This window comes from Salinibacillus kushneri (assembly GCF_900111405.1).
GTDB classification, from domain to species: Bacteria; Bacillota; Bacilli; order Bacillales; family Alkalibacillaceae; genus Salinibacillus; species Salinibacillus kushneri.
The window spans coordinates 197,989-220,424 of sequence record NZ_FOHJ01000003.1; the positions used below are offsets into that span (position 1 = coordinate 197,989).

The window sequence follows — 22,436 nt, forward strand, 5'->3', positions numbered from 1 at the left end:
TGTTATGATAGAATCAGCTAAAATATGGTAAAAGCGGGTGGTTATCATTCATTCAGTAAATCAACCCATTCTCTCAATTCAAAATCTGGAAAAGTCTTATGGAGCAAAGCAGGTTCTAAATGGAATTGATTTAACCGTTTATCAAGGACAAATTATTGGTTACATAGGGCCGAATGGAGCGGGAAAAAGTACAACGGTAAAAATTATGCTGGGCCTGGAAGAGCATTTTTCAGGACGAGTTGAAATCTTTGGCAATGATATTTCGGATGAGCATGTAGCATATAAGAACAGAATAGGGTATGTACCTGAGGTGGCAGAGATTTATGATAATTTAACCGCTCATGAATACCTTACTTTTATTGGTGAGCTTTACGGGCTGGAGTTCGATTTTGTTGATCAAAAGGCGAAAAAACTTATGGATCTATTTGGCTTAGAAGATGTTTATCATAGTCGTATTTCATCCTTTTCGAAAGGAATGAAACAAAAGACATTAATTATTTCCAGCTTGTTACATAATCCGGATCTTTTATTTTTAGATGAGCCAATTGGTGGTCTTGATGCTAACAGTGTCATGGTATTTAAAGAAGTACTGGCTCAGCTTGCTTTACAGGGAAAAACAATTTTTTATTCATCCCATATCATGGACGTAGTAGAGAAGATTAGTAATCGCATTATCCTTTTGAATGATGGAAAAATTGTGGCTGATGGAAGTTTTCAAGAGTTAAGACAACAAAATCAAGAAGGAACATTGGAAGAGATTTTCAACCAGTTAACAGGATTTGATGAACATAGAGAGATGGCTGAAGAGTTTGTTTCCATTGTTCAAGAGATGTGATAAGTATGAGAGATTTTGCTACACTGAAATTTTTTGACCGGTTTAAGTGGGTTTTTGAAAAAATGGGGATTCACTATTCTCTCATGCGAAAAATCCTCCAAATAAAGCTCACAATGGATCGGAGAAGAGTACCGACCATATTTAATCAGTCAAGTTCTAAAGCTGATCAAAATGATCAAAATCATTTCTTAAAGTCATTGGGGTTATATGCCTTTTTGGGGTTATTTCTTATTCCTTTTATTATTATGGGTGATCAGTATCTGTTTCAAATGAGTTTATTGTTTGGCATTATGATGTTTATTGTTATGACATCGATGATTTCTGATTTTTCAACGGTACTGTTAGACGTTCGCGATCGTACTATTTTGTCAACGAAACCCGTGGATAGAAAAACCATTAGTGCTGCTAAGGTGCTGCATATAGGAGTATATTTGTTTCTTGTTACGTTTGCGATCGTTGGTGTTCCGTTATTAGTAAGTTTATTTACAAAAGGAATAGGATTTGTTTTCCTTTTTGTTTTGGAAATTATCTTAGTAGATATATTTATTGTGGTTTTAACCGCATTTCTTTATCTTTTTATTCTAAGGTTTTTTGATGGGGAAAAATTAAAGGATATTATTAATTATGTACAGATTGGTCTCTCTATCTCTTTAATTATCGGCTATCAACTATTAGTTCGGTCGTTTGAATTTGTAGATGTCGACATTCAATTTACACCAGAGTGGTGGCATATCTTTCTTCCGCCTATATGGTTTGCAGCACCATTTGAAGTTTGGATGGGTGGAAACAGGGATGATTTACTCCTTTTCTATTTAGCGTTAGCGTTTATTTTGCCTATCATTGCGTTAATGATTTATATAAAGCTAATGCCTGCATTTGAACAACTACTGCAAAAATTAAACGAGCATAATGAACAAAAGGGTCCCCAAAAAATGAGGATGGCAGGGTTGTTAAAACTCATTTGTTATACGAAGGAAGAAAGGGTGTTCTTCCGTTTCGCAAGCCATATGTTAAGTAAAGAAAGAGAATTTCGGTTAAAAGTTTATCCTTCATTAGGATTAGCTTTAGTGATTCCATTTATCTTTTTGTTTAATGAATTACAAGATAAAAGTTTAGAAGAAGTTGCAGCGGGAAATTTTTATCTTTCCATTTATTTTAGCTCCATTATGGTACCAACAGCTGTATTTATGCTGAAATATTCTGGAACATATAAAGGAGCCTGGATTTATAAAATTCTGCCTGTAAAAGACTTTCGATATCTATATAAGGGGATATTGAAGGCGTTTATCATAAAACTGCATCTTCCTCTCTATCTCCTAGTTAGTGCCATATTTCTATGGATATATGGTGGAAGTATTTTACTGGATATTTTGGCTGTTTTTTTAAGTTCCTGTTTATATACAGCGATTTGTTTTACTCTTATTAAAGGAACGTTACCTTTTTCTGAACCCTTTGAGGCAGCCCAGCAAAACATGGGCTGGAAGACCATTCCTTATCTTTTTCTTCTTGCAGGATTTTGGCTTATTCACTTATTTGTGTTGAAAGTTCCTTTTGGAGTGTTGTTGTACATTCTGATTCTGTTTATCACCAACTTGCTGGTGTGGCGTAAAGTGGTTAACTAAACAATCATAGAGAACAAATAAGCCACGACATTACGCTTATTAGGCGCAAGGTCGTGGCTATTTTAAAAAAACAAGTGAAGAAATTCTATTACGTTTTTACTCCATTACAATGTATACACCGTTTTCTCTTGTACTTCTATTATTGGTGAATTGATCTCTTATTTCTTAATCTTTCCCGTATATTTCTTCGGCAGTATAATAGTCATCAGCTATAATGGTTTCATCAATGTTATCTTTTGTAACGGTTGTTGGTTCAAGCAGTGTAGCAGGGACGTCTTTCATTCCATTATTAATTGTGTTTTCTGTATTAATAGTATCATTATTTGTTAATTGAATAGCCAGTTCCGCAGCATTTTCTGCTAATAACTTAATAGGTTTATAAATGGTCAATGTTTGTGTTCCTTGAACAATTCGCTGTAGTGCACTCAATTCGGCATCTTGTCCAGATACAGGAACATTTCCTGCTAAACCTTCGTTTGATAATGCGTGAATGGCGCCACCCGCTGTACCATCATTTGCTGCAATAACAGCATCCACATCTCCGTTATTCTGCTCTATTACTTGTTGCATATTTTCCTCAGCAACAGTCGGATCCCAGTTTTTTGTATAGTTATGGTTTTTTTATCGTCAATTATAGTCTTTTTTTAAAGTTTACATTTTCCTTCTGCACCTTAAGCAATTACTTTATTATGACGAACATAATAGAATGGTAAATTTAAGTAGAATATTAAAAACCCTAAATCACATTTTGATTTGGGTTCCTTTTAACGCTTGATATAAATTTAATAGGATGTATTTAGTACATTATCCACAGAGATGGAAGTAAAAGTGTTTTAGCCAAAGAAAAATCCGAACTATGATTCAAAATTCTTTAGTTAGAATTCGAATTCGTTCGGATTTTTCTTTTTATAATCTTCTGAAAAACATTAAACTTTTATTAAACAGTCCTATTACAAAGTGGGGAAATTTACGTTTTTACTCCATTACAGGATATACACCATTTTCATCGTGTACCTCTTTACCGGTTAATGGCGGGTTAAAGACGCAAACCATTCGCATGTCGCCGCCTTCATAGGCACGAAGCAGATGTTCATCATGTTCATCAAGTGCATAAAGAGTTCCGGCTTTGATTGGCCATACCTTATTATCTTTTAAGGTAACAACCTCACCTTCCCCTTCAATACAGTAGACTGCTTCTAGATGGTTTTGGTACCAAATGTGGGTCTCGGTACCTGCTTTGATAATCGTGTCATTTACGGAATATCCCATATTATCCTTTTTATTAATGAGGCGGCGACTAACCCAGGTACCTCCGTCTACATCATTTTCTGTACCTAAAATGTCTTCTAATTTTACAACTTTCATGTTTGCTTCCTCCCCTGGTAATTAATTTAAAATTGGTTCTTTTACTAATTTTCTAACACTTTCTTCTATAATGTCAAATCCTTTTTTCAAAGCTTCATCATCTATGTTTATGGCAGGAAATAATTTAAATACCTCATCCTTTGGTCCGGAAGTTTCCATAATTAGACCCTGGTCAAAGGCTTTTTCGGCTACCTTTGAGGCAAGATCGTCTACACCGCAAGCAATTCCTGCCATCAAACCACGACCGCGAACTTCTCCTTTTAGTTCTGGGTATTTTTGATTGAGATTCGTTAGGAATTCGTGAACCATATTCCCTTTTCGTTGAATGTCTTTTTCGAATTGGTCATCCTTCCAGTAATCCAGAGCAGCTGTAGCCGTTACAAAGGCATGGTTATTACCACGGAAGGTGCCGTTGTGCTCCCCTGGATTCCATACATCTAATTCTGGGCGGAACAATGTAATGGCAAATGGAATACCATAACCACTAAGGGACTTAGACATACAAACAATATCTGGTTTAATTCCAGCAGGTTCAAAGCTGAAGAAGGTACCTGTTCTGCCTACACCTGCCTGAATATCATCAACGATAAGCAGTATATCCCAACGTTTGCAAATATCATCAATACGTTTTAACCATTCTAAGCGGGCAGCATTAATCCCACCTTCACCTTGTACAGTTTCAACAATCATAGCTGCAGGGATATCAACTCCACTACCTCCATCTTCTAAGAAACGCTCAAGATAATCTAATGAATCATAATTATCCAGTACATAATTATCATAAGGCATTGTTACAGCATTCTGTAAGGGTACGCCTGCTCCTTTTCGTTTAGCAGCATTTCCGGTTACAGAAAGGGAGCCAATCGTCATACCGTGAAATCCATTTGTAAAGCTTATGATATCTGTGCGGCCAGTCACTTTACGAGCAAGTTTAAGAGCACTTTCTACGCTGTTTGTTCCTGTTGGTCCCGGGAACATCATTTTGTAATTCAGATCTCTGGGTTTTAGAATAACGTCGTTAAATTTTTGGATAAATTCCGCTTTTGTTGTAGTAGCTTTATCCAGAGAGTGGGTAATGCCATCCTCTTCAATGTACTTAATAAGCTTTTTCTTCATTTTTTCATCATTATGCCCGTAGTTTAGTGCGCCTGCACCTGAGAAGAAATCAATGTATTCACGTCCTTGTTCATCCCACATCTTATGACCTTTTGATTTTGTGAAAACAGTAGGAAAACTGCGGCAATAGCTGCGCACCACCGATTCGTATTTTTCAAAAATTTCCATATCAGTATGACTCAAACTTTATCCTCCTTAAATTTCCTTAACCTTAAAAAGGTTTTTCATTTTTAGGACTTTCCCGTATTTTATCTATTCATAAAGGACTAGGGTTCATTCACTATTTATCTATTTTTAGAAACATCCCTTACTTTAGGGGACCAATTCTAAAGCAAAGTTCTTCCTCATGATCATCCGTTGGAAATAGGTCCTCTGTAAAGCATTCTAAAACTTTACACTCGGTATCGTGCTTGCAAGCTATCCCCCGGAATAAAGACTGAGATGCTTTGTTTGATGGCGTAACGGTTGCTTCTAGGTAGCGAACGTCCTTGCATGCCTCCCGGTTAAGTAATGCAGATAAAATTCTGGATGCAATTCCTTTTCCCCGCTGGGAGGAATCAACTCCAATTTGCCAAACAAACACTACATCAGGCTTTTCTGGAGGGATAAAAGCGGTAACAAATCCAGCTAATTTTCCGTTTTCCTTTGCCACTACGCATGTGTCTGCAAAATACTCACACATCATAATGTACTTGTAAGGTGAGTTCTGATCGAGGCTGGAATGGTTTACTAATTCCCACATCGCCGAACCATCTGTCACATCGGGCTTTTCGAATGTAATGGAGTCCGACTGCTTGGATGGCGTAAGAACCATTTGACTATTAATAATAAATGCTCCCTTCGTTACGTAATTTCGAATACATTTATTATCATAAAGATGACAGAAAGTTTCTTCAAATTAGTTAAATGTTGATTCGCGTGTTTTATTTATGCTTTGAAAGGATGAATCGTGTTCATATGGACGATTATTAAAATTGCTTATGAATTGTTAATATTTCTTACAATTATTAAAAATATGGCAATTGGAGAATAATGCAGAAAGAAAGTGCATAAAATGACGGCTTTAGTGTGCTAAAGTGTGCAGGGACCAAGATAACAGTTTGTAAAAATTTTTTTACAAACTGTTTGTTTTTTTTACAAACAGGCATTAAGGTAAAAACTTTCCCTATGTAATTTCTGTTTGGATTTCATTTTATTTTCTTTTCTTATCTTAATAGGGAAAGAAAATATCTTTTTATGAAACTTGTTTATTTTGGCATGATTTTTGCATTAATAGTTGGATGGAGTGAAAGAAGGGGTGTGAAATCGATATGCAAGAGTTATGGAATTATATGGTGGATAACCAAGCGCAAATTTGGACGTATACTTTAGAACATATACAATTAGTGGGTTTGGCGGTTGTGATTGCCATTGCCATCGGTGTTCCTTTGGGAATCTATTTGACAACCAATGATTACTTAGCGGAGACGGTTCTGCAAATGGCTAATGTCATGATTACGATTCCCAGTATTGCCTTATTTGGGATTATGATTCCGATTCTATCATTGATAGATCAAGGTATAGGATTTGTGCCTGCGGTAATCGCGCTTATTTTATATTCCCAACTACCAATTATTCGAAACACCTATGTTGCGATAAAGAACGTTGACCCCCATATTCGGGATGCTGCAAAAGGAATTGGGATGAATACCATGCAAAAATTGCGGAAGGTAGAAATACCGAATGCCCTTCCTGTTATTATGGCGGGAGTCAGACAGGCAGTCATTATGAATATAGGAATTGGTGCTATCGCTGCATTTATTGGTGCAGGGGGATTGGGTGTATTAATTAATCAGGGGATATCCAGGTCTAATACGACGATGGTACTTGCAGGTGCCATTGCCATTTCTATATTAGCGATTGCCGTTGATTTGCTATTAGGATTATTCCAGAAAAAAATGACACCTAAAGGCCTTGAATAGATTCAAAATGTAAGGAGTGAATAGATTGATTGATTTTAACCATGTAACAAAAGTATTCAATGAAGATATAAAGGCAGTAAATGACATCAGCTTTCATGTCCCTGAAGGAAACATTGTTGTGTTCCTGGGCCCCTCTGGCTGCGGGAAGACAACGACACTGCGAATGGTGAATCGTTTAGAGTCTATTACAGAAGGAACGATTTCGGTTAATGGAAATCATGTAAATGATTTAAATCCTATTGAATTAAGAAGAAATATTGGCTATGTCATTCAGCATAACGGACTATTTCCGAATATGACCATTGAACAAAATGTAATGGCGGTACCTGATTTGCTTGGCTGGGACAGAAAAAAGAAAAAGGATCGCTTTCATTATTTAATGGATTTAGTCGGGTTAAATCCGGATGAATTTCGTAAAAGATATCCCCATGAGCTTTCTGGTGGACAGCAGCAGCGAATAGGAATTATTCGTGCTATGGCCGCTGACCCACCCGTTATGTTAATGGATGAACCGTTTGGAGCATTAGATCCGATTATTCGCTCCCATATCCAAAATGAGTTCTTACAAATTCAAGAAGAGGTGCAAAAAACGATTTTGTTTGTCAGTCATGATATTGATGAAGCGATTAAAATGGGTGATAAAGTTGCGATTTTCCGGGATGGCAGTCTTATGCAATATGACGCACCTGACGAAATCCTAGCTCATCCAACCAATGATTTTGTAAGAAAATTTGTAGGGAAGGACCGGGCATTGAAGAGTTTAAGCCTGCATAGTGTTCAGGACCTTGTTAATGAACAAAGCCTGATGCAAGCGAGTGAGACAGGCAAACATCGCAAAACAGTGTTCATTGATACAAACTTAAAGGATGCTCTTTCGATTTTATTAAATCAGGAAGCAGAACAATTAGTCATTCAATCCGAAGAAAAAACTATTGGAGCTTTAACAATTCATGATATTGAAACCTATCTTCATGAAAAAATAATGTAAGTGGAGGAGATAAAATGAGTGGGAAAAAACTCCTCGCAATCCTTCTTAAGGTGTTGCTTTCAATCGTTGTGATTATATTTTTTGTCTGGAGTTATCATTCAGGGTACTATCAGTTAATTTGGGATGATACAGAAGGATTTTTCTTTTTATTTAAGCAGCATTTAAACATGGTTCTTCTATCATCATTTCTTGCTATTGCGATTTCGGTACCATTAGGTATATTCGTTACGAGACCTAAATTTAAAAAAGTTCAATGGCTGATTATGAATACAGCCAATCTTGGTCAAACCATCCCGAGCTTAGCTATTTTAGCTTTGGCGATGACGATAATGGGAATTGGTTTTAAACCAGCAGTATTTGCTTTATTCCTTTATTCTCTTCTGCCAATTCTACGCAATACTGTAGCTGGGATTGACTCGATCAAGCCGGAATTGCTGGATGCTGCGAAGGGGATGGGGTATAAACCCTACCAAATTCTCTTTAAAATAGAATTGCCGAATGCAGCGTTTTCGATTCTGGCGGGAATACGTACAGCTGTTGTCTTAAATATCGGTACAGCTGCCCTTGCTTATTTAGTAGGTGGTGGCGGACTGGGAGACTGGATTTTTACAGGTATCATGATGAGAGACAATATTTACCTTCTTTCAGGAGCTGTACCTGTAACCCTATTTGCTCTATTAGCAGACCAAATATTACGTATTATTGAAAATCTATTGATTTCAAAAGGGGTGCGCCAATCTGTTGATACAGATTGATGACATAATAAAGGGCATATATGGGCCCGAAGGAATGATAAATAAAAGAGGAGGAACTAAAAACATGAAAAAATTTGTTTCATTTTTAGTCGTGCTATCCTTACTATTTGTTGCAGCATGTGGTAGTTCAGAGGAATCATCAGGTAATGAAGGATCAGGCAATGATGGAGATAAAAAGCTTGTAGTGGGAGCTAAGAACTTTACCGAGCAATTTATTTTATCAAAAATTCTATCCATTTATTTAAAAGAAAATGGTTATGAGGTTGAAGAGAAAAATAATATGGCCAGTCAAGTGGTCCGATCAGCTTTAGAAAATCAACAAGTGGATTTATACTGGGAGTACACAGGTACAAGTTTAGTAAACTATAATAAAAAAGATCCAATCGCAGATGCTGATAAAGCCTATGAAACTGTAAAAGAAATTGATAAAGAAAATGGTATTGTCTGGTTAAATCCGGCAGAGGTAAACAATACGTATACGTTGATGATGAGAAAAGATGAGGCAGAAAAATTAGGCATTGAAACCATTAGTGATTTAGCAGATTATATTAATGAAAGTTCAGATGACTTACTTTTAGGTACAGACGCTGAATTTGCAACACGTCCAGACGGAATTAAAGGTGTTGAGGAAGCTTATGGCTTTAAACTTCCATCAAGTAATATAAAGAAGATGGATGCAGGGTTATTCTATCAGGCACTTAGAGATGGACAAGTGGATATTGCAACAGGTTTTGCTACAGACAGCCGTATTAAAGCTTTTGATTTAGTAAATCTTGAAGATGACAAGGGCTTCTTCCCAGCTTACCATGCGGCTATCACTATTCATGAGGATTCATTAGCGAAATACCCAGAATTAGAGGAGCTATTAAAACCTTTAGCCGAAAACTTAGATTCCCAAACGATGGTTGATTTAAACTACCGAGTAGATATTGAAGAAGAAAGTGAAACAGATGTAGCCCGAAGCTGGTTAGTCGAAAATGGACTAATTGAAGAATAATAGACGTTGAAAAAAGAAGGTAACCGGATGGTTGCCTTCTTTTTTTGAAATTTTGCTACTAATTTAGATATAATAAACTATACGTATACCTATCTATTTTGAAGGGTGTTTACCAGGATATGAAAAAATTTTTACCAGCAAGATTAACGAGGAGATTTATTGTTTTAGGCCTGTTTATGATTATGATTCCTTTGTTTATCATCTTTTATTTAGGTGTGATGTCTTCAAAGGATATTATCGATGACCAAACAGAAGATAGGGCCCTTCAAGTGACCAAAACCCTTTCAAATAATACAACCAATTTATTCGAATACAAATCCAATATTCTTGAAAATATAGCCATGTCTGAACGTATTTCATCGAATACCGGAAATTGGACTCGTGCAGCCATAACTGATTTAGCTGTTAATGATGAATTTTTTCAACAAATATATTTGGTAAGCCGGGATGGTCATATACTCCATCAAACCCCCACAAGCCATAAAGGTACAGATACCCTTCCTTCCAAGCTTCAACCCCTATTGGATGAACTAAAATGGAGGCGTGATGCTTTTATATCGGATACGGTGTTATTGAATAACGGTATGCCAAGTATATATATAACCGTACCCATTCAAGGAGAAGATCATGGTGAAGTTCAACGAGGATTGATCGCTCGAGTAAGCCTTGAGTTTTTACAAAAAAATAGCAAGCAGAATGTATTGGGGCCAAAAGGAAGGACTTTTCTCCTTGATCAAAATGGAACGATTTTGTTTGATACTCAAGATAACGAAAGTATGGGAGTATCCCTTTCTTCCGCTTTTGTACAGGACGCTTATTTAGGTCGGTCAGGGACTCACTACGGGTCATTGTTACAGGAAAAGGCACTGGTGGCGTATAGCCCTGTTGACCGTCTCCCTTTTTTAGCAGTAACATCTATTCCTTTTGAACATGTGAATGCTGCAACCAACAATTTAACAGTTGTATTGGTTATTGGCTTTATTGTTCTAACCATTGCCGTCATTAGTCTTCTCTACTTTAGTGTGAAATGGGTCATTCAACCGGTTAAGTCTTTAACAGAAGAGGCATACCAATATGTTCAGGGTGGAGAATGGAAAATAAAATTACTAAAGGAGAAGGACGAGGTAGCTACGTTATCAAAAGCATTAAATTATATGGCAGGTAGTTTGAAAGAAAAGGAACGTTATCTACAGCTTATCCTGCAATCCTTTCCTTTTGGTGTCATTACGATGGATCCTTTAGGAAATATGACCTCCATAAACAACAAAGCCAAACAGCTGTTGAATTGTGAGAAGAGAAGACTGAAGGGCAAGGCGATATCTGTTTTACCTGTGTCTTTAAAAGATCATTTTGAGGCTTGTAAGAATGCCTCTCCGGATTTTGATGGCGTTGAGGATGAATATCTATACATTAATCCATATGGAAGAAGGCTAACTTTAAAGCGGTCCAGTGCCCCTTTATTAGATGAAAAAGGGCATGTTATTGGTGTGGTTACCACTTTTTGGGATATAACAAAAATAAGACAGCTTGAGCAGCATATTCAAAGGTCGGAACAATTAGCAGCCATTGGCCAAATGACAGCAGGACTAGCTCATGAAGTAAAAAATCCTTTAGGGACCGTACAAATGGCTAGTGATCTTATAGAAACAGAGTTTCAGGAATTAGAAGAAGCTTATGATTTCAAAGAAAAATCATCTAAAAATATAAAAGATGCTTTACACGATATTCAAGATGAGATGACGAGACTAAATCATTTAGTGAGAAATTTCCTGCAATTTAGCCGGGAAAATAAAAAAGAGGAAAGTATTTTTGATTTAACAGATTTAACTAAAGAAGTTCTTCAATTACTGTCACATCAAATGAAGAAGAAAAAAATTTACATTGAAACGACTTTTCCAAAAGAAAAGGCCCTTGTTAGGGGAGATCGCAACCAAATGACTCAGGCGATTATCAATGTATTTTTAAATTCAATGGAAGCAGTGGATGAAAAGGGGAGAATTCATGTATCCATTGATAAAGTCGAAGATCAATATGTTCTTGAAATAGAGGATAATGGTACAGGAATATCCAGATCCAAGATAAAACGTATCTTTAATCCATTTTACTCCACCAAACAGGAAGGTACAGGATTAGGATTATCGATTACTCATGACATCGTAAATAATCATGGTGGGTATATGGAGGTAGAAAGTGAAACAGGTATAGGAACGTCTATGTTAATTTATTTAAAGGCTTATCATTAAGGTCTTATAGTTTTTATCGAGGAAGGGGAATGAAGATTGAGTAGTCCAAAAACCATTTTGTTTGTAGAAGATAATGAGAAATTTCGGCGACTGACAACGGTGACTTTGGAAAAATCAGGTTATCAAGTAATTGAAGCTGCTAGTGGTGAAGAGGCTGCTCATAAAATGAATCATGAGGAAGTCGATATTATTCTGTTAGATATATTATTGCCTGACACAACAGGCTTAAAGCTTTTAGAAGGCTGGAGATCCCAATACTATAATATTCCGATTATTGTCTGTACAGCTTATGGTGATATAGAAGATGCGGTTAAGGCGATGAAAATGGGAGCCTACGATTATCTTACCAAGCCGATAAAAGCTGAAGAGTTAAAAGTTGTTATTGAACGGGCGATAGAATGGCAGAACCTTCAGTTTGAAAATAAAGAATTAAAAGCAGCCGTCAAGAATAAATTTCAGCTTCATGGCATGGTAACGAGAAGCAAAAGTATGATCGAGGTTTTTGACTTAATAGAGCGAGTAGCTCCTCAGGATGTAACAGTCCTTATGGAAGGGGAGAGTGGAACAGGGAAATCCCGATGCGCAAGAGCTATTCATCAGGAAAGTCGCAGAAAGGAAGGGCCTTTTGTTAAGGTAAATTGCGCGGCTATTCCATCGAATCTATTAGAGAGTGAACTGTTTGGTTATGAAAAGGGTGCGTTTACCGGAGCAGATTCATCGAAAAAAGGGTTATGTTTAACAGCGGATAAAGGAACCCTGTTTTTAGATGAAATTGGGGAAATTTCGATTGACTTACAGGCTAAATTGCTCCAATTTACACAGGATAAAACCTTTACTCCTTTAGGTAGTTCTAAAGAGGTATCATCCGATGTACGGTTAATTGCCGCAACCAACCGAAATTTATGGGAAATGGTACAAGCTGGAGAATTCCGAGAGGATTTATACTACCGGTTAAATATTATCGGAGTGAAACTGCCTCCTTTAAAAGAACGTACAGAGGATATTCCTGGTCTCATTAATCGATTCTTATCTGAATATGAAGAAGAATATCAACGCTCCTATTCAATATCTAATCAATTGATTCAAAAGCTTTGCAAATATCCCTGGCCGGGAAATATTCGTGAGCTGCAAAATGCGATAGCAAGAGCGGTCGTTTTAACCACAGATGGTGAGTTGAGCTTACAGGATTTTCCTCAGGAAATTGTCCATTACTTTGAAGATGGCGTACAAGAAGAACAGGAGGAGACCACTACTATTCAAATGGACGATGATTTTTCTCTGCCAAACCATATCGAACAAGTGGAAATCAAGGCCATAGAGGAAGCATTAAAATCTGAAGAAGGAAATCAGGCACGAGCTGCAGAAAAACTTGGCATTTCAAGACAAAGCCTCTTATATAAATTGAAGAAGTATGCTATTGACCTGGAAAGAGAATAAAAAAGAAGAATGAAACTCTTAAAAAAATCCCCTACGCGCTTTCCCGTAGAGGATTTTTTTGATTAAGCCGTAATGGTTTGCTTTAAAAGCTTACGGTCATATATATAGGTTGTAAAAAATGGAATGATTAACATGAACATCAATCCAAGGAATAAATAGTGGATATGAAATTGGTCTACAACCAAACCGCCAAGAACTGGCCCTACCATACGTCCTGCTGTTGCAATACTATTAATTAACCCCTGGTAAAATCCAGATTTTCCATTAGGGGCTATTTGGTCGGCTAATGTTGGTACGGCTGGCCAAACTAGAATTTCTCCTAATGTTAAGATAACCATTGCTGTTGCAAACGCTGCAAAGGATTCGGCAAATAACATGTACGTAAAGGATAATAGGAAAATAACGTTTCCCATATAAATATGAACCTTTGGCGAAGGGATGAGATTGGTGATCCATTTAACAAGCGGCTGTCCTGCGACAATTAATACCCCATTTATCGTCCATAAAACACTATAATGACTGACGGAAATACCTAACTCCTGTGTGTAGGAGGAAATCGTGGATTGCCATTGAGAATAAGCGATCCAGCAAATGAGAAAGCCAATTCCTAGAATAATCAATGCACGAAATGAGGATTGATCTTTGATATTTTCAGCTTGATCAATACCGCCTGTGTAAGCAAAGGTATCCAGCTTTTCCTCAATCGGTCTAAACTTGAATAAGACGATAAGAAAGAAGATTAAAAATGTGACAGCATTTGCAACGAATATAAGGGAGAATGAGATGCTGGCAAAAAATCCACCTAATGATGCGCCCGAAGCTACACCCAGATTTTGTGCAACATATATGGCGTTAAAGGCACGCCTGCCTCCTTCCGGCCAAACAGAGCTTGCTAAAGCAAACATGGCTGGCTTGACCATGCCGGAGCCTAATCCGATGGTCATTAACAAAATAATATAGGGGAGAATGCTATTGTAGAAAGCTAGAATTGCAGCTGATGTCATGGAAATCGAGATACCCAGCATAATGGTTTTATATCCCCCAAGTTTATCAAAAAGGGTACCACCTACTAGATTTCCTAAAATCGCAAATCCCTGATTAAACATTAAAATAATCCCTGCAAATGCCAGAGATTTCCCTAATTCATTATGCATATAGATTGTATTTAATGGCCATATAAACGAAGCTCCCGTTACATTAATAGCCATCCCCATGATTAATATCCAGATGTGCTTTGGCATAAGTATCCAACCTTTTTCGTAGTAAATAAATGAGTACTAGAGAATATTAATAGAATTTGGAGGGAAATGCAATCTTTTTAGCTGAATCATAAATTTTCAGGAATAATGAAAAATGATATGGAATATTTAAGTTTTCATATTATCTAAAAGGTGATTTTTATCACATTTCTGACTATATAACGATTCGTTAAGAAATGGACGAGGATGTAAAATAGCTATACAATGAAAGAAATATGCAAGCGATGTCTAGTTAAATACGGAGTGAGGAACGATGCAATTGATTTTAGCAGAAAAACCATCTGTTGCGAAAAATATCGCTGATGCCCTAAATGTAAAAGCAAAAAAGGAAGGCTATTATGAGGGAAATAATTATATCATTACGTGGGCCTTTGGACATTTACTTGAGCTCTACGATGCCAAAGATTATGACTCCAAAATGGCCCGTTGGAAGATGGAAAATTTCCCATTCATTCCTTCTAAATTCCAATATAAAGTAAAGAGTAACCCTAAAAACCGCTCCAATCCGGATTGGGGTGTTCAGAAACAGCTCAAAACTGTTCATCAGTTAATGAAAAGGCCAGATGTAGAAGCCATTATCTCTGCCTGCGATTATGATCGTGAAGGACAATTAATCGGGGATAGTATTATCTATAAACAAAAGCCCAAAAAACAAGTCTATCGATTGCTGTTAAATGAGTGGACACCTGAGGGAGTTAAAGAAGGTATGACTAGACTCAAGTCTAACCAGGAGCTGCGCCCGTTATTGGATGCGGGTATGAGTCGTCAATGGGCTGATTGGGTAATCGGAATCAATCTTACGTCTGTAGCCACTTTAAAATATCAAAAGGGTAAGGGAAAAGCGCTGAATATTGGACGTGTTTTACTGCCAACCCTGAAAATTATTTATGATCGTGATAAGGAAATCGAACAGTTTAAGCCTGAGGAATACTTTAAACTTACAGCAACCTTTCATACGAAGGATGGAGAAAAGTACGAAGGGACGTATATGGAAAATAAGCAGGAAAAATTCAAAAAGCAGGAATTTTTAACGGGAATGAAGGAAGCGTTAAGTAATCAGGGGGCTAAAGTGATAGATAAGCAAGTTGAAAAGAAAAAAGAGTTCCCGCCTTATTTATTCAATCTATCTAACTTACAAGGTTTTATTACCAACCGCTATAAAGGCTGGTCCAGTGATAAAGTCCTAAAAGTAGCTCAATCTTTGTATGAGAAAAAACTAATTACCTATCCCAGAACGTCAAGTATAGCCCTTGATGAAAGTGTGGCAGGTAAAACGGCTAAGGTATTAAAGGTACATTCAGAAAATCTTTCTTATCGAGATGAAATCAAATTTAAAAAATCCAAACGTATCTTTAATAATCAAAAAGTAGAGAGTCACAGTGCAATTATTCCTACATACCTGAAACCTAAGCAGCTTACAAGAGATCAGGAAATTGTATATACAGCAATTAAAAATCGTTTTATTATGCAATTTATGCCGATTGCAGAATCTGAACAAACTATACTTAAAACAAAACCAGACACAGATAAAGTGAAAGGATATTTTCTAACTAAGGGGAAGGTTCAATGGATTGATGGGTGGAAAAAAGTGGACCACATTCAATCTAAGGACATCCTCCTTCCTAAGGTTAAACTGAATGACCAGGTTTCTATTACCGATTCAAAAGTATCCTCTCATATGACAAAGCCTCCTAAACGTCACACGGAAAAGACGCTTTTAAAAGTTATGGAAACCTGTGGGAAGAGTTATAAAGATGAAGAGGATTCAGATGATGAAGAAATGTTAGGAAGTATTTTAGCCGGCTTCAGTATTGGGACACCTGCAACAAGAGCAGAAACGATCAAGAAGCTAAAGGATATTGGATATATCAAAACTGATAAAAAGAATCTCCTTTGCACACCGTTAGGAAAAAGATTGGTAGAATCCTTTCCAATCCAGGAACTGTTCGATCTGGAATTCACAGGACGCCTGGAAAAAACGTTATCTGATATTGAGAAGAGCAAGGTGAAAAAGGACAAGTTTTTAAATCTGGTTTTTTCTTTTACATCCGAATCCGTCGAAAAAATAAAGCAGGCAGAGAACATGACAATCAATGAAGTAAAATCAACAAAAAAGAGCAATGAAGTTCTCGGGAAATGCCCGGTTTGTGGTCAGAATGTAGTTGATACATACATGGCCTTTAGCTGCAGCAGGTGGAAAAAAGGCTGCACATTTGCTATATGGAAAAAGGACAAGTACTTAGCAAGCATGAAGAAAAAACCAACGAAAACCATGGTTAAATCGTTGCTCAAGAACGGAAGAGCACACGTAAAAGGCCTGACAAGCAAAAAAGGCAAAAAGTTCAGTGCCTACCTAAAATACGAAAAAAACCCCGACAACGACTACCACTCATGGAAAATGGAGTTTAGTTAGAAAAGCGAAGGCGACTGGTCAGATTCAACAGCATAAGCAGAATACCTGGAGTGGTGTGCCCTTCAGCACGTAGGGGATTAAGCATATGTCTGCTTGGATCTAGGAGCCGCAGCTGGACAGAGAAAAGCGAAGGCGACTGGTCAGATCCAACAGCATAAGCAGAATACCCGGAGTGGTGTGCCTTTCACCACGTAGGGGATTAAGCATATGTCTGCTTGGATCTAGGAGCCGCAGCTGGACAAAGAAAGCGGTAGGGCCTTACCCTTCATACCAAAGTCATTTCAAAGAAAAGGAGGAGAGAGTAATGGAATTTCAACAACAGCTTAAGCAATATCAGGAAAATCAAGAAAACCGGGGACGATTGCTTATTAGCTGTCCGGATCAGCCGGGCATTATTGCGGCTATATCTGAATTTTTATATAAGTTCAACGCCAATATAATCGATTCCAATCAGCATTCAACCAACCCTGAAGGTGGAACATTTTTTATTCGAATTGAATTTGAATGTCCTGATTTGGTAGCAAAAAAGGAGCATTTACAATCCCGGTTTCAATCCATTGCGGACAAATTTTCAATGAATTGGGATTTGAGTCTTGTCCATGAACTAAAAAGAACCGCTATTTTTGTATCGAAGCAGCTTCACTGTCTGCGGGAATTATTATGGGAATGGCAAACAGGTGATATGATGACCGATATTGCCTTAGTGGTTAGTAATCATGAAGATGCCCGGACTACTGTTGAGTCTTTAGACATCCCTTTTTATTACATACCAGCCACGAAGGAAAATCGTGAGGAAGCCGAAAAAAGACAATTACAGCTTTTGGAGGAGTACCAGATTGATTTAATTGTACTGGCAAGATACATGCAAATTTTAACACCCGATTTTGTCAAAGCATATGAGCACAGAATAATTAACATCCATCACTCTTTTTTACCGGCATTTGTTGGAGCTAAGCCATATGAACGAGCGTATCAGCGGGGGGGTAAAATTAATCGGCGCAACCTCACATTATGTAACCAATGATTTAGATGAAGGGCCCATTATTGAGCAGGATGTAATGCGGGTCAATCATCGGGATCGGGTTCAGGATCTGAAAAAGATTGGTACGTCCATTGAGCGAAGTGTTTTAGCCAGAGCTGTGAAGTGGCATTTAGAGGACCGGATTCTTGTCCATCAGAATAAGACAATCGTGTTTTAGAAGATAAAATCTCCACCCGCTATTACTTTTGCGTGTGTCTCCTGTGAATGCATTAAAAATCAAGTCCGCTGATATAAGTTTTATCATCATCCATTCATCCATTTTGGACTGTGATATGGGAACGGGCAGAAATCCTCTTATGAACGGGCAATTTTAGCTTTTAAGCTCTTTTTTGTATATCTTTATACAGCTGCTGGTAGGCTTTTGATTCTTCCTGCATTCCCAGCTCCTGATATACTTTTGATAGCCATTTTACAGGTTTCGGGTCATTTTCCTTCAGTTCCATTTCAAAGCTAAAGCATTCTATAGCCTGATTATAATGCTCGAATTGAAAGTATAATTCCCCTAAAAGCTGCTGTTGGTCAGGGTCGTTTTGAATGTGCAGCATTTGATTGATTTTACATAAGATTGGTAATTCAGGATGCGTGGATTTTACAGGTTCAACCCATTCTGCTACATAGGATAAATCGTGATGTAAGAGAAGCTGATTGACGCATTTATTCAGTAGCTTTTCTAATCGCATCGAATCAGACTTATAGAGGTGAGGAAGGAGCTGGTTCAATTTTTCGATTTTGATATTTTTAGCGTAAACATCGATTTGGTCCAGCATGGATTCAATCAATGGTATTTCCGATTCAGGGATTGTAAAAGAGTGGGTGGAAATAATATCCACAATTTTATGAGGCTGGTTTAATGTTATGGACAATTTCACAACATCCTGGACTATTGGTTTGAAATCGCCAATCGAAGCAAGAAGAGACTCTAATAGGTTTACAATTTGGCCGCTTGTTAGGTGTTCCTCAAGAATGGAATAAAGAAAACGATATTGTGTATCGGTCGGGTTCATGGAGAACTTTTTAATGGTAATGGCAAGTAAATCAATCCAGCGATTTTCCTGTTTCAGAAGAGAATAGAGGTTTTCATAATATGAGTCATCCTGCAGGTTTAGAAAGAAGGTCTTTTCAGCGAATAAAGGATCTTTTTTAAACAAGTCATGCGTAGGGTTTGCATATAAATCCGCATATTTTTGGAATTCCATTTTTTTAGCGAAATCCTGAACCCACGTATGATCTGGATATACATCTAAAAGGAGCTGAATGAATCGATAGCTTAAAAAGGTTTGCCCATTTCTTCTAAAGCGATAAAACAACTCCTTCAGATACGAAACGAGTTCTTCCTCATCGATAAAGGCATCAAAAAATGTGGCAATCAACCCTGCTTCGTGTGGTGTATATTTTTGTTCATTTTTCTTAAGTACCTGTGAAAAGGAATGTTTACGGAATGATTTTTCGGATGTCAGGAAGGCTTCCGTTAAGGGGTGCTGGGCAGAGAACACTATGCCTGAAGAAAAGGCCTGATTGACAAAAGAGCCTTTTTTCAATTGTGGAGATTTAACATATGTAAGATATTGATCTTTGTAGAAAAACAAGTAATAGGTGTATTCATCATCAAAGGCTTCGACAATTTTGCTCTGAAAGTATATGGCCATTTGGCTTACTTCCAGGTTGTGATTTTGTTTCTGGTGATTAATCGATATTAAAGTAGGCATACAAATTCCTCCTTCGCTTTATGTATACTATATCATATTTACCCTCTTATGAACGAACCATAGATTTTCCTTTATTCTTTTTAGACCCATCACATATAATAATTAACTGTAAAAAGGATAAATTTAACGAAAGGTATCAGACAAAAATTCGTCCAATATGTGATAATATATAGTTTGTAGAAAATTCATTAAGGAGAGAAGAGGAATGAATCCAAAATCTCAATTTATAGATGATGATGGACAGGTCGTAAAGCAAAGTACCGGAAAAATTCTTTGGCAGCTCACACGTCCGCACACTTTGACCGCATCTTTTGTTCCTGTTTTAATAGGGACGGTTTTAGCCATGCATTACGGTGATGTCTCTGTACTTTTATTTGCAGCGATGCTTTTATCTTGTCTTTTTATCCAAATTGCAACAAACATGTTTAATGAATATTATGATTTTAAGCGAGGCCTGGATAATGAGGAATCAGTCGGAATCGGGGGAGCTATTGTACGTGATGGATTTAAACCTGAAACGGTGATACGATTAGCGCTATCCTCCTACGGTATTGCTCTTTTACTGGGTGTTTACATTTGTATGTCAAGTTCTTGGTGGCTGGCTGTTGTTGGATTAATCGGTATGGGAATTGGCTATTTATATACCGGTGGCCCTCTTCCTATTTCTTCAACGCCTTTAGGTGAACTGTTAGCAGGCCTGTGTATGGGATCGGCATTTATTATTATTTCCTTTTTTATTCAGACAGGCTATGTAAACATTGAGAGTATTTTGGTTTCTATCCCTGTTGCGATTTTAGTTGGTGCGATAAATATGGCCAATAATATACGAGATCGTGTAGGAGATCAGGAATCCGGAAGAAAAACGTTAGCGATTTTGCTAGGACATAAAAAAGCTGTAACCTTTTTGGGTATTTTGTTTGCGACCGCCTATTTATGGATTATCGGTCTTGTGATGGCGGGAATCCTTTCCGCATGGCCATTGGTAGTACTTCTTAGCTTACCTAAACCTTTGAAAGCATATCGTGAATTTATTGATAAGAAGCTACCTGTACAAATGGTTCCGGCTATGAAGGCAACTGCCCAGACCAACACGATTTTTGGACTATTGTTAACAGCCGGTTTATTTATCAGTACCCTTGTTTAAACGGAAGGGACGAAAAAGAGGTTGACCTATAGATGGGGCATCCTCTTTTTTAATATAATGGGAAGTACTTCACACAAAGGAGTCTTTTTATGAGGAATCAACAGGATTTTACACAGGGGAGTATTTTAAAACAATTATTGTTTTTTTCCACTCCGATTATTTTTACCAATTTACTGCAAACCTCCTATCAATTCATTGATAGTCTATGGGTTGGAAATTTAATGGGGGCGGATGCCCTTGGAGCTGTGGCTGTTGCGAGTACGATTATTTTCACGATTTTATCGTTTATTATAGGGATTAATAATGCTACTTTAACGGTTTTATCTCAGCAAAAAGGAAGGGATAACGAAGAAGGTGTGAAAAGGTATTTGAATGCCTTTGTCGTTGTTCTGACTGTTATGTCACTCTTTTTAGGCTTCATCGGATTTGTGTTTGCGGAATGGATTTTAACATTGATGGGAACGCCGGATGGAATGATGAGTGAAGCCAAAACGTATTTACAAATCACTTCATTAGGGTTTTTGTTCCTATTAGGATATAACTTTATCGGAACAGCTTTACGGGCTTTGGGAGACAGCCGTACTCCGTTACGGTTTGTTCTGATGGCGGTTATTTTAAACACTGTGCTTGATCCGTTCTTTATTTCCGTATTCGATTTAGGGGTTAGTGGTGCAGCATTTGCTACTGTTTGTTCCCAAGGGTTTGCGTTACTCTATGGATTGTATTTTGTGCTTAGACGAAAGCTGATTCCTTTTACTGTTCCAAGTGTACCAAAGAAGCAGGAAGTACTGCTTATTTTACATTTAGGTATCCCTTCAGGTTTACAAATGTCAGTCATTTCTGCAGGTGTAGCGGCGATTATGAGTGTAGTCACATCCTTTGGTGAAGGGGTGGTTGCAGGATTTAGTGCCGCTCAGCGATTAGACAGTGTACTCATGCTGCCTGCACAAGCTTTGGGAACTGCGGTAAATAGTATGGCCGGACAAAACATAGGTGTAAATAAGTGGAAGCGTGTTAACCAAATTGCCAAATATGGATTTATTTATAATCTAGCCTTCATGCTTATCATAGCCTTTCTGCTCGTTTGGATGGCGGAATTTGGGATTCGTCTTTTTATTCAAGAGGAAGAAGCGGTTCAATTTGGCAGTGATTACTTAAAGATTGTTGCCTTTTTCTATCCGTTCTTAGGTATTAATTTTATCCTGAATGGAATTGTTCGTGCATCAGGTGCAATGTACCAGGTGCTCGTCTTAAATATCATATCGTTTTGGGTGTTACGTTATCCACTCACGAATCTTTTTTCCTCCTTATTCGGTCATCACGGCATTGCATTAGGTATGGGCGTTAGCTTTGTCTTTAGCAGTTTATTTGCCTTTTTGTATTTTCGGTTTGGCGGATGGAGAAAGAAAGAGTTATTTAAAGAAAATAAGAACAACGCTTAAATATATAGTGGTAAATCCTCTCTAATCACAAAAAAGGGAGGATTTTTTCATTTTTGTGCGAATGAAATGTTATATACAGTCATATGGTCTTTAAAAAGGTTATCATACTGC

General features: G+C 37.4%; 16 protein-coding genes and 2 pseudogenes. 12 read left to right on the top strand and 6 right to left on the bottom strand.

Annotated elements, in window-relative coordinates:
* The first annotated feature begins 37 nt into the window (after nt 1-37).
* Nucleotides 38-835: an ABC transporter ATP-binding protein gene (locus BMX63_RS05685; RefSeq protein ID WP_425441456.1), complete on the top strand. Its 798-nt coding sequence runs from the start codon at nt 38-40 to the stop codon at nt 833-835.
* Nucleotides 836-840: 5 nt separating this feature from the next.
* Nucleotides 841-2,457: a hypothetical protein gene (locus tag BMX63_RS05690; protein ID WP_093132856.1), complete on the top strand. Its 1,617-nt coding sequence runs from the start codon at nt 841-843 to the stop codon at nt 2,455-2,457.
* Between the two features lie 165 nt (nt 2,458-2,622).
* On the opposite strand, the pseudogene BMX63_RS05695 reads toward BMX63_RS05690, so the two are convergent.
* The 4 genes and pseudogenes from BMX63_RS05695 to ectA form a co-directional block, all read right to left on the bottom strand.
* Nucleotides 2,623-3,054: pseudogene (locus tag BMX63_RS05695) on the bottom strand (substrate-binding domain-containing protein); the annotation flags it as partial.
* Nucleotides 3,055-3,432: 378 nt separating this feature from the next.
* Nucleotides 3,433-3,822 (bottom strand): ectoine synthase, encoded by a 390-nt coding sequence (locus BMX63_RS05700; protein ID WP_093132860.1) that lies wholly within the window; start codon nt 3,820-3,822, stop codon nt 3,433-3,435.
* A 21-nt stretch (nt 3,823-3,843) separates the two neighbouring features.
* Entirely contained in the window at nt 3,844-5,121 is a 1,278-nt protein-coding gene (gene ectB, locus BMX63_RS05705) for a diaminobutyrate--2-oxoglutarate transaminase (RefSeq protein WP_245732734.1), read from the bottom strand.
* Nucleotides 5,122-5,245: 124 nt separating this feature from the next.
* A complete protein-coding gene (gene ectA, locus BMX63_RS05710; protein WP_093132862.1) occupies nt 5,246-5,752 on the bottom strand; it encodes a diaminobutyrate acetyltransferase in 507 nt (168 codons plus the stop codon).
* Nucleotides 5,753-6,248: 496 nt separating this feature from the next.
* On the opposite strand from ectA, the gene BMX63_RS05715 reads away from it, so the two are divergent.
* The 6 genes from BMX63_RS05715 (at nt 6,249) to BMX63_RS05740 (ending at nt 13,319) form a co-directional block, all read left to right on the top strand.
* Nucleotides 6,249-6,899 (top strand): ABC transporter permease, encoded by a 651-nt coding sequence (locus BMX63_RS05715; protein ID WP_093132865.1) that lies wholly within the window; start codon nt 6,249-6,251, stop codon nt 6,897-6,899.
* A gap of 25 nt (nt 6,900-6,924) precedes the next feature.
* Entirely contained in the window at nt 6,925-7,887 is a 963-nt protein-coding gene (locus BMX63_RS05720; protein WP_093132867.1) for an ABC transporter ATP-binding protein, read from the top strand.
* A 14-nt stretch (nt 7,888-7,901) separates the two neighbouring features.
* Nucleotides 7,902-8,642 carry an ABC transporter permease gene (locus BMX63_RS05725; protein WP_093132869.1) on the top strand — a complete coding sequence of 247 codons (741 nt, stop codon included), beginning with the start codon at nt 7,902-7,904 and terminating at the stop codon, nt 8,640-8,642.
* Between the two features lie 64 nt (nt 8,643-8,706).
* Nucleotides 8,707-9,639, top strand: coding sequence for a glycine betaine ABC transporter substrate-binding protein (locus tag BMX63_RS05730; protein WP_093132871.1), 933 nt, complete (start codon nt 8,707-8,709; stop codon nt 9,637-9,639).
* Between the two features lie 119 nt (nt 9,640-9,758).
* Complete coding sequence (locus BMX63_RS05735) at nt 9,759-11,882, top strand: ATP-binding protein (RefSeq protein WP_093132873.1); 2,124 nt, start codon at nt 9,759-9,761, stop codon at nt 11,880-11,882.
* A gap of 36 nt (nt 11,883-11,918) precedes the next feature.
* Entirely contained in the window at nt 11,919-13,319 is a 1,401-nt protein-coding gene (locus BMX63_RS05740; RefSeq protein ID WP_093132875.1) for a sigma-54-dependent transcriptional regulator, read from the top strand.
* Between the two features lie 62 nt (nt 13,320-13,381).
* On the opposite strand, the gene BMX63_RS05745 is transcribed toward BMX63_RS05740, so the two are convergent.
* The gene (locus tag BMX63_RS05745) at nt 13,382-14,560 is read right to left on the bottom strand and encodes an MDR family MFS transporter (protein WP_093132877.1); all 1,179 of its coding nucleotides are present in this window, start codon (nt 14,558-14,560) and stop codon (nt 13,382-13,384) included.
* 271 nt (nt 14,561-14,831) lie between these two features.
* Here BMX63_RS05745 and BMX63_RS05750 point away from each other — a divergent pair, with 271 nt between their 5' ends.
* Both BMX63_RS05750 and purU read left to right on the top strand, forming a co-directional pair.
* The gene (locus BMX63_RS05750; RefSeq protein WP_093132879.1) at nt 14,832-16,991 is read left to right on the top strand and encodes a type IA DNA topoisomerase; all 2,160 of its coding nucleotides are present in this window, start codon (nt 14,832-14,834) and stop codon (nt 16,989-16,991) included.
* Between the two features lie 304 nt (nt 16,992-17,295).
* Nucleotides 17,296-18,190 (top strand): annotated as a pseudogene (gene purU, locus BMX63_RS05755) (formyltetrahydrofolate deformylase).
* A 160-nt stretch (nt 18,191-18,350) separates the two neighbouring features.
* Here purU and BMX63_RS05760 read toward each other — a convergent pair.
* Nucleotides 18,351-19,739: a hypothetical protein gene (locus BMX63_RS05760; RefSeq protein ID WP_093132881.1), complete on the bottom strand. Its 1,389-nt coding sequence runs from the start codon at nt 19,737-19,739 to the stop codon at nt 18,351-18,353.
* A 205-nt stretch (nt 19,740-19,944) separates the two neighbouring features.
* Between BMX63_RS05760 and BMX63_RS05765 the strand changes: the two genes are divergently transcribed.
* Nucleotides 19,945-20,883 carry a 1,4-dihydroxy-2-naphthoate polyprenyltransferase gene (locus BMX63_RS05765; RefSeq protein ID WP_093132883.1) on the top strand — a complete coding sequence of 313 codons (939 nt, stop codon included), beginning with the start codon at nt 19,945-19,947 and terminating at the stop codon, nt 20,881-20,883.
* A gap of 89 nt (nt 20,884-20,972) precedes the next feature.
* Nucleotides 20,973-22,325, top strand: coding sequence for an MATE family efflux transporter (locus BMX63_RS05770; protein ID WP_093132885.1), 1,353 nt, complete (start codon nt 20,973-20,975; stop codon nt 22,323-22,325).
* The last annotated feature ends 111 nt before the right edge of the window (nt 22,326-22,436 follow it).